This is a genomic window from Paenibacillus sp. FSL R5-0887, assembly GCF_038002305.1.
Lineage (GTDB): Bacteria > Bacillota > Bacilli > Paenibacillales > Paenibacillaceae > Paenibacillus_AQ > Paenibacillus_AQ odorifer.
In genome coordinates, this window is record NZ_JBBOCE010000002.1 from 513824 (window position 1) to 528925 (window position 15102).

Sequence of the window (15102 nt, forward strand, 5' to 3'; positions counted from 1 at the left end):
AACTACTCCTGCATTTCGCTGATTTTAGCAACTACACGTTCCTCAATTTGGTGAGCAAAATCACGTAGTTGAGAAAACGTGAATAAAGTCCCTAAGGGAAGTTCAATTGGAAATATCTCTTTAATCCGGCTAATTACCCTCGATGCCATCAATGAATCTCCGCCAATTTCAAAGAAATCATCTTCTGTCTGAATTGTTGTACTTCCAACAACTTCCTTCCAAACTTTTATAACTATTTCCTGAATTTTAAGCTGTAAATTAACTTCTCCCTCTGGTTCCGGAGAACTATATTTGGCAGCTGCTACTTCTTCAAGGATATCTTTTTCAATTGGTTTATGCTCCTTCACAATATCGATCCAAAACCGTTGATGTTCAAAGGGATAAGAAGGCAAAGCAATTCGTCGACGTTCTCCCTCTAGGTTCAGTTGAGACCAAAGAACTGTTACGCCCGATAACCACAATTCTCCTAGAACACTTAGAATTCTGCTTATAATGGTCTCTCTCTCCCCAGCGTTACTAGAATGAATTCCAATAATTTGAGGATTATATCCTTGCAAATGCACTTTAGGTAATGTTGTTAGCAAAGATTGATTGCTACCTATTTCTAGGAATAGATGATTTGGAGAATTAAATAATCCCTCAATTTCCTTGAGGCTTAATACAGAATCTTGCGTTTCATTAGAAAATCTATCCCAATAATCAGGAGCAGAAGTATTTTTCCCTATCCATCTTCCTAAATCCACAGAAAAAATCGGGGTTTTCAATTCTGTCTTCATTAAATTCTGATAAGTTTTATAATAGGGAGAATGTTCCTCAGTGTGCATATCACTTCTTTTAGCTACCATTTCTAAAGCATCTCGCAAGTCCAACACTCCTACTAGACAGGCAGCAACATACTCCCCTATACCTTGAGCAATCATAAATTCCGGATGAATGCCTAAGTCCAACCAAAACTTTCCTAGAGCATAGTTCTCTATAAAAATTGCGAGATCTAGTACTTTATTATGAATCTTTGAAGTACTTCTGTTTTCTATATCTGAAGCAAACCATAGCTTTTTGATATCGTACTCCAGCCAGGACTCTGTAAGCTTACAGCATTTATCCACTTCTTTAGTAAATAGGGGCTCCGACTTATAGAGTTCATTTACATAATGCTGATTTTGTGCATACTGTCCAGATAAAGTGAATATCACTGAAGGGGAAGTTGTCACCTCTTTGGGCTGTTCCCCACCATTAGAGTAGTTTCTTAATTGTTCTACTGCATTATTAATATCACTAGTCAACAGGACTCTACGGCATGGAAACTCAGATCTGCCAACCTGAAGTGTGTAAGCAGCATTTGCTAACTCTTCGTTTGTTTTCCCTTCTAACCATTGAGCTAAACGAAACGACATATTCTCCAGTGCTTTGAACGTTCTTGCAGATAATATAATTAAGTGCTGTGCCATAATAGATGTTGATCCTTTAGTAAATGGTGCCTGCTCTAAAATAACATGTGCATTCGTTCCCCCTACGCCTAAAGCACTTACCCCTGCTCGAAGCGGAACCGGACCATTCCAATTCTGCAAATTGCTGTTAACATAAAAGGGGCTATGGGTAAAATCAATTTTATGATTTGGTGTTTTAAAATGTAAAGTTGGTGGGAGTTGACGATTCTTAAGGGATAACACCGTTTTAATAAAACCAATGACCCCTGCCGCTGCATCCAAATGTCCTATATTGGATTTGACTGATCCCAAGGCGCAGTATTCATTTTTTTGTGCTCCATTATTTCGGAAAGCTTTTGATAGAGCACTAACTTCAATAGGATCTCCTAGCGGCGTTCCAGTTCCATGAGCTTCAATATAAGATATGCTCTCCGGTGACACTTGTGCCCTATGCAAAGCTTCACTAATTACATTAGCCTGACCCTCAACACTCGGGGCAGTAAATCCAATTTTCTTCGAACCATCGTTATTAATAGCTGAGCCTTTAATGACTGAATAAATCGTATCACCGTCTTTCAAAGCTTGAGACAACCGCTTTAGAACTACGACTCCACTCCCCATTCCCCCAATAGTTCCGAGCGCTTCATCATCGAAAGTTCGACATTGCCCAACTGGAGAGCTAATTTCGCCTTCCCTATAGAGATACCCATCCATTAGAGGAGAGCGAACTGTAACTCCACCAGCTAACGCAATCTCACAATCGTTCATAAACAAACCCTGACAAGCCATGTGAATTGCCACAAGTGAGGTGGAACAAGCTGTTTGAATGGTGACAGCAGGCCCTCTCAGGTTCAATTTATAGGCTGTACGGGTAGCTAAGGAGTCCTTATCATTGTTCATAAAAATGCTGTACATCCCCACCATATCTACGTACTGACGATTTGGCAAAAGATTATTGAGTAGATACGTGTTGAATGCAGTCCCTGCGTATATGCCAATTTTCCCTTCAAATCTAACAGGATCATACCCAGCATGTTCTAATGCCTCCCATGTATTCTCCAGAAAAATCCTATGCTGAGGATCCATTACTTCCGCTTCACGAGGTGAAACATGGAAAAATCCAGCATCAAATTGATCTGCCCCCTCTAAATATCCTCTAGCTGCAACATAGTTGGTACGGCTTACATTGGATACATCAGCACCGGCTTCAATCAGTTCCGCCTCACTAAACCAACGAATAGAATCAATTCCATCCTTTAGATTATTCCAAAATTGCTCTGCTTCTTGCGCTCCAGGAACACGGCAAGCTAAACCGATAACAGCAATATCTTCCTTTATCAACTTCTGATCATCATTTCCTGGCGAAGCATTTGAATCATTAATCCCCTTCTGTTCTTGTCCACTATGGATGCTTATAGAGGATTCGAGAGCATGCTCACTCGTTAAACGTTGAGCAATTTGCTGAACTGTGGTGTACTGAAAAAGTTCAATTAATTGAATATTTGTATTCATGCCTTTTTGTAATAATTCATGAACACGGGCCAACAATAGAGAATGTCCACCAATATCAAAAAAGTTGTCCGTACTACTTATTTTTTCTTTTCCTAATACTTGCATCCAAACGTCCGCTATGTATTTCTCTAGCTTGTTTTGAGGAGCCATAAACTCATGGGAGCTTGCGTAATCCAGAACCTCAGGTAAAGCTAAGCGATCTACTTTTCCATTTCGAGTAACTGGAAATTTTGTCATACAGATAATTCGTACTGGAACCATGTAATCAGGCAATTTTTTTTTGAGTGCTCTAATAAGCTCAGGTTCCTTTATCTCTAATTGTTGATCTACTGTTACATATGCGATAATTTTGGATTCTCCTGGTAAAGTTCCCCTTGTTACTACCACCGCTTCTTTTACTCCTGAATGCGCCGCTAGTAGCGTCTCGATCTCCCCTAACTCGATGCGCAATCCTCTAATTTTCACTTGATTATCTTTTCTAGATAGATACTCTATATTGCCATCAGCTAAAATCCTTGCAATATCCCCAGTACGATACAGTCTTTCCCACTGTCCTGAATGAACCTCAACTTCCACAAAATTATTTTCCATTAAATCAGAACGAAAAATATAGCCCTGAGATACACCTAAACCACCTATATAGAGCTCTCCTGGCACACCAATTGGCATTTTTTGTTGATTCGCATCAAGAATATATACATGAGTATTTGCAATTGGCCGACCAATAACCGGAGAACCATCATGAATTCCTTTTGGAACTACACCATAAGTAGCTACAACTGTTGTTTCAGTGGGGCCATAATGATTAACTAATTGAAAAGGTAAACTGATGTCCGGAAACCGATGAAGCTTGTCTCCTCCCGTAAGCATTGCCCTTAAATGTGTCGACTTAGGCCATGTAAAAGTAAGCAATACTTCCGCCAATGGTGTTGGTACAAAGCTGATATTAATATGGTTTTCTATCAACCATTGCTGAAGTCTCTGAGGAGACAAACGAGTTTCTTCATCAGCCAGATAAATTGTCCCACCTACCAAAAGCGTTGGCCATATTTCCCATACAGCAGCATCAAAACTGACTCCTGCCAGCTGTGAGGTTCGATCTTCTTGGGACAAATTGTATGTTTTAATATGCCAATCAATTAAATTCATTAAATTGGAGTGGGTAACCCCAACCCCCTTAGGAGTTCCCGTTGATCCTGAAGTATAAATAACATACCCAAGCTCATTAACGGGATTTTCAAGAGATACCATTTCAGAGGTCACATTTTCACTTTTCAATAACTCACCGAGGCATAGAACTTTTGAGCTAACAGGTAACCTCTCTTTTAACTCATCCTCCGTAATAACTACTGCCACCCTTGCATCTTTCAACATATATTCAAGTCTATCTGGTGGGTGGCCAGGATCTAAAGGAAGGTATGCAGCACCCGCCTTCCAGACCCCCAGCATAGCTACAAGTATTGAGATACTTCTGTTCATGCAAATTGCTATTACTCCGCCTGCACTCTCCTGCAATAGTCGTAATCGATGTGCCAATAAGTCCGCAGCTTTATTCAATTCTCTATAAGTTATAGATGAATATTGATCTACAGCTGCAATTTGAAATGGAATTTCTTGTGCTATCTGTTCAAAACAATGAAGAACACTGTGTGTTTTTGAAATTGGGACCTCTGTTTTGTTCCATAAAAGTAATTTTTCCCGTTCCTCATCAGGAAGGATGTTAAAACGAGAGAACGAAATGTTTGGACGTTTTGCCGCTTCACGCAGTAGTTCCACATAATGTGTGGCCATCCGCTTAATTGTTTCTTTATTAAACAAGTCCGTACTGTATTCAATAACTATGCTAGCCCCCTTGAGACTTTCCCGAACAACAAAGGTCATATCATATTTAGATGTTCCCTGATGTTCCATCATGAGTTTCCCTTTTACACCCGCCATAACCCAATCTTTGTCTGAACTATGTTCTGTAGTGAACATAACTTGAAACAAAGGAGATCGTCCATGGCTACGATCAGGCTTAACAGCTCGCACAACCTCTGAGAATGAAACTTCTTGATTAGAGAACGCATCAAGAGCCACATTCTTTACACGCTGAAGAACTTCTGTAAATGTGGGATCCCCCGACAAATCTGCTCGGAGTACAACAGAGTTAATTAGCAAACCAATTAAAGGCATGAGTTCAGAGCTATCTCTACAAGAAACCGGAGTACCTACTAAAATATCTTCTTGCTGGGTATAACGATGTAACAGGATATAAAAGGTGCTAAGAAGTGACATAAATAGAGTGGCCCCTTGTAACTGGCCAAACCTTCTTATGCTGTGCATTACATCATCGGGAATAGGGAATTCTAATGTAGCTCCTTTGCCTGAAACGATAAGTGGACGTTTATTATCTATCGGTAAATCAAGAATTGGAAGGTCCCCGGAGAGTCTGCTTTTCCAAAATTCTAATTGTTTATCAATTTCTGTTTTTTTTGAAAATGAGTGGCTGTCTCGGGCAAATGCTGTATACGTATAAGAAAGTTCCGGCAGAAGAGAATCCTCAGAATTCACAAACATCTCATAGTGTTGTCTCATCTCTTCCAAAAACTTGTCCATTGATACTCCGTCAAATACAATATGATGTACCAAAAATATTAGCACATACTCTTCCTCAGCGAATTTCACTAGATTGAATCGTGCTAATGGACCCTTGCTAAGATCAAACTTCCTTGAATACTCAGATTCAACAATTCTCGGAATTATTTCCTCACGAGTGTTTTCTTCCAAGCTACAGTTTAAAAAAGGAAGTTTCATCGGTGTAAAAGGCAGTATCTGCTGCTCTTCGACCCCAAACTGATTAGTTACAAACACAGTTCGGAGCGTTGCATGCCTCCGAATAATTTCATTAATACTTTTCTCCAATGCATCCAGATCTAGCGTTCCTAACAATTGAAGAACATAAGGCATGTGGTATTGAGTATGATCTGGGTATAGTTTTGAAATAAATAACAATCCTTGCTGCTGGCTAGAGAGAGGGGCGCACGAGTCATCCGAAAGCTCATGTTCTTTTTTTTGCAGTTTTTTTCTGAGTAGTTCACGTTTCTCTTCGCTAGACAAATGTATCAAATTAGTATTCATTATTCCCAACCTTCTTCTATTAAAGATAATAACAATGTATCCATTTCGTTTTCAGAGAGATGATCAACGTCGATAGTCAGGTTGTTCGAATTCAACTTAGATGAAATCTTGGTGTCAATTTGATAGGCCAATTGCTTGACTGTCGGCTTATCAAACAAAAGCCTAGTAGGGAATTCTATATCAAATGTTTCCCGTATAAGAATAGCCATACGTGCCAAGCTTAATGAGTTTGCTCCCAGCTCAAACAGATTATCCTCTATACCGATATCTTCGAAGCCCATTATTTCTTCGACGAGTCTTGCCACTGTTCGTTCGGATTCTGTTCTTGGCTCTACACGTACTGACTGTCGTTCTAGAAATTTCACATCCATTTGTTCCAATGCCTTGCGGTCAACCTTTCCGCTTGACATAAGTGGAATTTTATCAATCTGAACTATTACAGGCAGCATATACTCTGGTAGCCTGCGTTCTAAATATTGCATGAGCCTGGAAGGAACTATGTCTTCTTGACTATGTGCCGTGACAAAGGCAATTAGTCTATTGTTATGAGGGTGATGCTCTTTCACAATAACTACCGCATCCCGAACACTTGAATGAAGTCCTAGCGTCTTCTCAATTTCACCTAATTCTATTCTGAATCCTCTGATTTTCACTTGCTGATCCATTCGCCCCAGAAATTCGAGGTTTCCATCTGATAGACACCGAACCCAGTCTCCGGTTCGATATAACTTAGCTTTGCGATCCTTAGAAAAGGTATGGAATATGAACTTTTCATCAGTTAAATCTTGTCGGTGCAAATATCCTTCTGCCAACGAGGTACCCCCAACAAATAATTCTCCCGGAACTCCTATAGGGACCATTTCTCGGTTTGCATCCAGCACATAAACTTGCGTATTTGCCAACGGCTTACCTATTTTAACTATCTTATTTTTGTTGCGCTCAGAAGGCCAGTAAGTTGCATTAATAGAAATTTCAGTTGGACCATATCGATTATGAATCTCAGCAGGTAGTTTCTCTAGTAATCTTTCTAGCAGTTCATAAGGCAAAGTCTCGCCTCCACTGAACACAAATTTTAATGAAGTGCAATTAGAAAAATCAGCCTCATCTAACATAAGTTGAAGCATAGAAGGAATAAAATGAATCATGGTTACACGATGCAAAAGAATCATTCGAACCATATATTGGGTGTCTTTATGTCCCCCAGGTGTTGAGATAATAAGTTTAGCCCCTGTCATCAAAGGAAGAAAAACCTCCCATACAGACACATCAAAACTAATTGGCGTTTTGTGAAATATAGTATCTGTTTCACTGACACTATATTCTTCTTTCATCCAGTGCAACCTGTTACATATAGCTCGGTGACTTATCATTACTCCTTTAGGCTGACCAGTTGTTCCTGATGTGTACATTACATAAGCCAGACGATCAGATCCGGATTCTCTCATAGGATTTGCCTCTTGCCCCTCATGAGGTATCATTCTCTCCTCATCTAAATATAAGATAAGATTTATATTATATTTCATATCTCCTATAACTTTTCTATCTGTTAGAAGAATTTTTATCGCTGCATCTTTCAGAATATTCTCGACTCTTTCTGATGGATATGTAGGGTCAATTGGTACATAAGCTGCTCCTGATTTGACGATCGCTAACATTGCAATTACCATTTCTAACGAGCGTTCCATGTATAAGCCAATAAGAGTGTTTGATGATGCACCCATTTGTTGCAAACGGTGAGCCAATTTATTAGCTTCTACATTAAGTTCATGAAATGTCAAGTTGTTGTTATGGTTAATCACTGCAATTTGATCAGGCGTTTTGGCAACTTGTCGCTCTATCAAGTCTGCTAGGCAGAGATCAAGCGGATAATTTCGTTCTGTAGAGTTTAACAAAAGCAATTTTTTTTGTTCCCACTCTGTCAATAAGGGAAGAGTCGAAACACAAATGTCCGGTGACATAACTGCTCCTGATAAAAGCATTTGAAAATGTTCTGTCATTCTGGACACAGTCTTAAAATCATACAAATTCGTATTATAGACAAGTCTGCCTTCTAATCCCGTACTAGTCGATATTATTTCTAAGTTAAGATCAAATTTTGCAGTTTGATTGTCTATATCTTCTTGGACCCAATCTGTATTTCCGACCGTCCAAGATCTCACTTCTTCTGATTGAAGAACAAACATAACTTGAAACAAAGGATTATAGCTCATGTTACGTTCTATTCCTATTGCCTCAATAATGTGTTCAAAAGGAATATCCTGATTTGCATAAGCTTCTAGAGTTATTTCCCGTACTTGAAGAAGCAAGCTACGGAATGTTCCTTCTCTAGTAACATTTAACCTTAGAGGTAATGTATTAACAAAGAATCCAAGAACCTCTTCTAAGTCACTTCGGTTTCGATTAGCAATTGGGGCACCAATGACTATGTCTTCTTGACCTGAGTACCGATACATTACTGCGTACCAAGCTGTTAATAGCGCCATAAATAGAGTAGTATCTGTTTCCTTGCACAATCCTTGCAGTAAATTAACCAAAGGCTTCGGTATTGAGAACTTACATTGTGAGCCTGAAAAATTTTGAATAGCAGGCCTTTTATAATCTAAAGGAAGTTCTAGTTTGTCTGCTACATTTCTCAGTTTATTTTCCCAATACATTTTTTGCCCAGCAAACCGTTTTTCATGAAAGCAACGATTTTGCCACTCACTAAAATCAGAATATTGAATAACGGGTTCAGTAAACTTAATTCCTTGCTTTTGTATAAGCTGTTCATAAAATATTTTTAATTGCTTTGTGAAAATTTGCATGGACCAGCCATCTGTTATAATGTGGTGCTTCACTAATATAAACCAATTCAAGTTATCCTCTAGTTTAATGAGAGCCGCTCTAAGAAGAGGGGGATTCTCCAGATTAAAGGGTATACGCGCTTGCTCCTGTGCCCAAGACAGTGCGGAACCCTCTCTTTCGTTTTTAGAAACTTCAGTAAAATCAATTTTTTGAATCAGAAGGGGCATTGAAGGAAGTACTCGTTGAGCAGGTTCCTGACCAACTATAGGATAATATGTCCGTAAAGATTCATGTCGGTGAATCATCTCATTTAATGCTAGTTCTAATAGCTCATATTGCAAATCACCCTTAATCTTGTAAATAAAAGGGCAATTATAAGCAGGACTCTCCGGCTCCAACTGCTGTAAAAACCATAAACGTTGTTGTGCATAAGATAACGGCACATCCCCCTTCACTTGACGTGGTACAATTGGAGGCAAGATATTATCACCGGTTGCCTGATCAATCTCCACTGCAAGGTCCTTCAGTATGGACGTTTTAAATATTTGAGCCACACTCACCTCTACTGAGAATGACTCCCTAATATGCGATACTAACTGAGTAGCTAGAAGCGAATGTCCTCCTCTATGGAAAAAATGATCATTACGCCCGATACACTCTGAACGTAGAAGCAGTTCCCAAATTCCAGCTAACTTTCCTTCAGTGTCCGTGTTTGGGGCAATATATTCTTCAACCTCAGAAACATAATCCGGTTCCGGCAGAGCTCTTCGATCCACTTTTCCATTAGGTGTCAATGGGATGCTGTCCACTTTCACAATTACACCAGGAACCATGTATTCCGGCAGAGCGGCAGAAATATCCCTACGCAATTCCAACATCGTTATTTCTGTATTTCCCTCCAAGACTACATACCCTACAAGCTGCTTATCTCCAGGCGTAACTTCGAATGCTACCACTGTAGCTTGTTGTACTGTCGGGTGAGAAACCAGCGCAGCTTCTACCTCTCCTGGTTCAATACGATAGCCACGTATCTTTATTTGCTGGTCTATTCGTCCTAAAAATTCAAGTAATCCATCTTCTCTCCACCTAACTTTGTCCCCGGTACGGTACAGCCGCTCATCAGGTACAAATGGATTACTTACAAATTTCTCCTCCGTAAGCTCTTGTCTCCCCACATACTCTCTGGCTAATCCGTCGCCACCTGTATACAACTCTCCTGGCACCCCTATTGGAACCGGTTGGCCTGCTTCATCTAAAACATAAACCTGTGTATTGGAAATAGGCCGCCCAATTGGTACATTTTCTCCTAACTCAGTACCATGTTGCATTGGATAGCATGTTGTAAACGTAGTATTTTCTGTCGGACCATAGCCATTAATCAAGGTGATTTGAGAATGTGTTTCCAAGACCTGTTGCACATGAGCTACCGAAAGAATATCTCCCCCAGTAAGAAGCTGCCTCACCTTGCTTAAAGCCGGTAGCTGATAGTCCACCATTTGATGAAACAATCCTGCCGTCAACCATAAGCTGGTAATCCCCTCTTGTTCGACAAACCTTCCAATCTCCTCTAATGAAGGTCGATGCGCTGGAAAAACTGCCAGCTTTCCTCCATTTAACAAGGCTCCCCAAATCTCCAAAGTAGAAGCATCAAACGCTACCGGAGCCAACAGCATCATCACTTCATCCGGTCCAAATGTTACATAATTCGTTTCTTTTACTAACCGCACCACCCCTCTTTGAGGCACGGCCACACCTTTGGGTTTACCTGTCGAACCAGATGTAAACACTACATAGGCTAAACTATCCGATGAACTCATAGGAGCTAAATTTTCTTTGTTTTCAGCTGCGAATTCTTCCGTTGATGAATTAAATATGATTAATTGCAAATGATCTTCGTGAAGCCAAAGTTCTTCGCGCAAGTACTCTTGAGTTAATATAATAGATAACTCAGTATCTTCTATCATTAAATTAAGACGTTCCTTAGGATAACTTGGATCTAGTGGCACATAAGCTCCACCGGCCTTAAGAACAGCCAATAGTCCAACTATAAGTTCTGCTGACCGTTCCATGCTAATGCCTACAAGGTCCCCTTCACTAACTCCTTGCTTCCGCAGATAGGCAGCTGCTTGGTTCGCTCGTTCGTTTAGCTCCACATACGACAGTACATTTCCTTCGAAAACTACAGCCGTTGCTTCTGGATCTCTCTTAACTTGCTCCTCAAATAATTCTGCAATAGTACACTCTGCTGGATAGCTGGTTTTTGTTTCGTTCCATTGCACCAATATCTGGTCTAGTTCTTCGTTATTTATGTACTTTAATTCTGATACCGGCACGTCTGGTTTCCTCAGGCAATTTTCAATTAAACTTTCAAAGTGTCCCAGCATTCGTTCTATGCTTGATTGTTTGTATAAATCCGTACAATATTCCAGTGTCCCAGTGATACCTTGCTCTGTTGATATCATTTCCATAGTCAAGGAGAATTTGGAGGTTCCTGTTCCAGTCGCAATTGGACGGAGGTGTAACTCCTTACTCTCCATCTTTTCTGCATAATCAGTTTGAAGCACAAACATCACTTGGAAAAGTGGTGCATAAGCTGGATTGCGATCCATCTCTACAATCTCTACTACCTTGTCAAAAGGAATGTCTTGATACAAATATGCCTCTAAAGTAGTTTCCTTTACTTGGCCTAATAATTTTCTGAAACTTAGTTCTTTCATTCCGTTTATTCGTAAAGCCAATGTGTTAACAAAGAAACCAATTATATTATCAGTCTCTTTTTGTGTCCGATTCGCAATAGGAGAACCAACTACCAGATCATCTTGTCCTGAATACCGATATAGTAAGACCGACCAAATTGAGAGTAGGGCCATATATAGCGTGACCCCTTCTTGTTTGGAAAACCTCTTTAAATCTTCACTTAGTTGAGAAGAAAGAGAAAATGATTTATTTTCACCTCGTATGCTTCGAGTTAGAGGCGTAGGAAAGTCTGTAGGAAATTCCAAATACGATGGTATCCCTTCAAGCTTCAACTTCCAATAATCAGCTTGCTTTTTCATTTCATCCGGTTGCAGCCAATTCCGTTGCCATTCACTATAATCTGTATATTGAAGACGTTTACCTAATATTTCAGACATCTCATTATTACAAAGAGAATCATACAAACCGAGCCATTCTTCAAGAAAAACCCCCATAGACCATCCATCAATAATCATATGATGAATGTTTAAAAAAATATAAGATCGCTCTTCCTCCAGCCGGTAATGTGTTACACGAAGTAGGGGGGCAACAGAAAGATCAAAAGGAGTCTTAGCTTGTTCATTTATCCTTTGTAACACCTCTGTTTCATATAACTCGCTATTACCAGTGTGGGTTTGATCAATCCAGTTTATCTTTTCAATTATTACTTCTACTTCAGGCAAAATCCGCTGTAGAGGTTCATGTCCTCCCATCGGAAAGATGGTCCGTAAAGATTCATGCCTCCGGATCATTTCATTCAAAGCTTGTTCCAGTAAAGATTCCTTTATTTTACCTGTAACTTCATAGGTTAAAGGAACATTATAAAGTGGACTCTCCGGCTCCAACTGCTGTAAAAACCATAAACGTTGCTGTGCATAAGATAACGGCACATCCCCTTTCACTTGACGTGGTACAATTGGAGGCAAGATATTATCACCGGTTGCCTGATCAATCTCCACTGCAAGGTCCTTCAGTATGGGCGTTTTAAATATTTGAGCCACACTCACCTCTACTGAGAATGACTCCCTAATATGAGATACTAACTGAGTAGCTAGAAGCGAATGTCCTCCTCTATGGAAAAAATGATCATTACGCCCGATACACTCTGAACGTAGAAGCAGTTCCCAAATTCCAGCTAACTTTCCTTCAGTGTCCGTGTTTGGGGCAATATATTCTTCAACCTCAGAAACATAATCCGGTTCCGGCAGAGCTCTTCGATCCACTTTTCCATTAGGTGTCAATGGGATGCTGTCCACTTTCACAATTACACCAGGAACCATGTATTCCGGCAGAGCGGCAGAAATATCCCTACGCAATTCCAACATCGTTATTTCTGTATTTCCCTCCAAGACTACATACCCTACAAGCTGCTTATCTCCAGGCGTAACTTCGAATGCTACCACTGTAGCTTGTTGTACTGTCGGGTGAGAAACCAGCGCAGCTTCTACCTCTCCTGGTTCAATACGATAGCCACGTATCTTTATTTGCTGGTCTATTCGTCCTAAAAATTCAAGTAATCCATCTTCTCTCCACCTAACTTTGTCCCCGGTACGGTACAGCCGCTCATCAGGTACAAATGGATTACTTACAAATTTCTCCTCCGTAAGCTCTTGTCTCCCCACATACTCTCTGGCTAATCCGTCGCCACCTGTATACAACTCTCCTGGCACCCCTATTGGAACCGGTTGGCCTGCTTCATCTAAAACATAAACCTGTGTATTGGAAATAGGCCGCCCAATTGGTACATTTTCTCCTAACTCAGTACCATGTTGCATTGGATAGCATGTTGTAAACGTAGTATTTTCTGTCGGACCATAGCCATTAATCAAGGTGATTTGAGAATGTGTTTCCAAGACCTGTTGCACATGAGCTACCGAAAGAATATCTCCCCCAGTAAGAAGCTGCCTCACCTTGCTTAAAGCCGGTAGCTGATAGTCCACCATTTGATGAAACAATCCTGCCGTCAACCATAAGCTGGTAATCCCCTCTTGTTCGACAAACCTTCCAATCTCCTCTAATGAAGGTCGATGCGCTGGAAAAACTGCCAGCTTTCCTCCATTTAACAAGGCTCCCCAAATCTCCAAAGTAGAAGCATCAAACGCTACCGGAGCCAACAGCATCATCACTTCATCCGGTCCAAATGTTACATAATTCGTTTCTTTTACTAACCGCACCACCCCTCTTTGAGGCACGGCCACACCTTTGGGTTTACCTGTCGAACCAGATGTAAACACTACATAGGCTAAACTATCCGATGAACTCATAGGAGCTAAATTTTCTTTGTTTTCAGCTGCGAATTCTTCCGTTGATGAATTAAATATGATTAATTGCAAATGATCTTCGTGAAGCCAAAGTTCTTCGCGCAAGTACTCTTGAGTTAATATAATAGATAACTCAGTATCTTCTATCATTAAATTAAGACGTTCCTTAGGATAACTTGGATCTAGTGGCACATAAGCTCCACCGGCCTTAAGAACAGCCAATAGTCCAACTATAAGTTCTGCTGACCGTTCCATGCTAATGCCTACAAGGTCCCCTTCACTAACTCCTTGCTTCCGCAGATAGGCAGCTGCTTGGTTCGCTCGTTCATTTAGCTCCGCATACGACAGTACATTTCCTTCGAAAACTACAGCAGTTGCTTCTGGATCTCTCTTAACTTGCTCCTCAAATAATTCTGCAATAGTACACTCTGCTGGATAGCTGGTTTTTGTTTCGTTCCATTGCACCAATATCTGGTCTAGTTCTTCGCGGTTTATGTATTTCAGTTCTGATACAGGCGTGACAGGATTGCGTACTAACTGTTCTAATAAATCTAAATAATTTTTGACCATACGCTGAAAAATAATTTCCTCGAATTGACTACACTTATAATTTATACATCCCTCAAATTGTTCTGTATTTGAGAAAAATATATTTAGTTCAATGGGCATTTCAATCTGATACAATATTTCTTCAATAGAAGCGATTCGCTTTTCAAGCGTATTGTTAGGTTTCCCCCAGAAGAAACCAGCCTGAAATTTTATTTTTTCAAATTGTTCCTGATTTTTGTATAATTGAGAAGAGATATTTGGCTTTTTATTAAAATGCTCATACAACATCTCTACCATTTGATTCCCGGTCATAACTTTCTCTACTTCTATTAATAACGGTAGAGAAACGTGATCATCATTCTTTTCTTCCATACCACATCCCACTATAAATTTTCTTTCTCCTGAATATCTATAAAGCAATATCATCCAAGCGCTTAAAAAAATGAACTTAGCTTCAATATTTAATTCTTGAGAATATTTTTCTATATTCTTTATTGTATTTTTGGGGATTTCAAAGTTTACTTTACCGTTGTCTTCTAGTAATTGATGATTAATAATGGGAGCTCTTCTGGTAGGCGCTATTAAACGAAGGTCTTGTACATCTCTTAATTTTTCTAACCCTTTTACTTCATCATGCTCTAAATCAAGAATCTCTTTAATTTTCACCATCGTTCTCCTTCTCACAGAAGTGGTTTTTTATATTTATATTACTT

At 39.9% G+C, this 15102-nt stretch carries 2 protein-coding genes; both read right to left on the reverse strand.

Translation table 11 applies throughout. The features are described 5' to 3' along the window. Positions 1 to 2: 2 nt before the first annotated feature. Complete coding sequence (locus MKY14_RS20200) at positions 3 to 6059, reverse strand: hybrid non-ribosomal peptide synthetase/type I polyketide synthase (protein ID WP_340977182.1); 6057 nt, start codon at positions 6057 to 6059, stop codon at positions 3 to 5. Further along, entirely contained in the window at positions 6059 to 15058 is a 9000-nt protein-coding gene (locus tag MKY14_RS20205) for a non-ribosomal peptide synthetase (RefSeq protein WP_340977184.1), read from the reverse strand. Before MKY14_RS20205 ends, MKY14_RS20200 begins: the two co-directional genes overlap by 1 nt. Between the last annotated feature and the right edge of the window lie 44 nt (positions 15059 to 15102).

Coding starts and splice junctions, on each gene's coding strand:
- MKY14_RS20200 (WP_340977182.1), bottom strand. CDS start 6,059: ATGAATACTAATTTGATACATTTGTCTAGCGAAGAGAAACGTGAACTA.
- MKY14_RS20205 (WP_340977184.1), bottom strand. CDS start 15,058: ATGGTGAAAATTAAAGAGATTCTTGATTTAGAGCATGATGAAGTAAAA.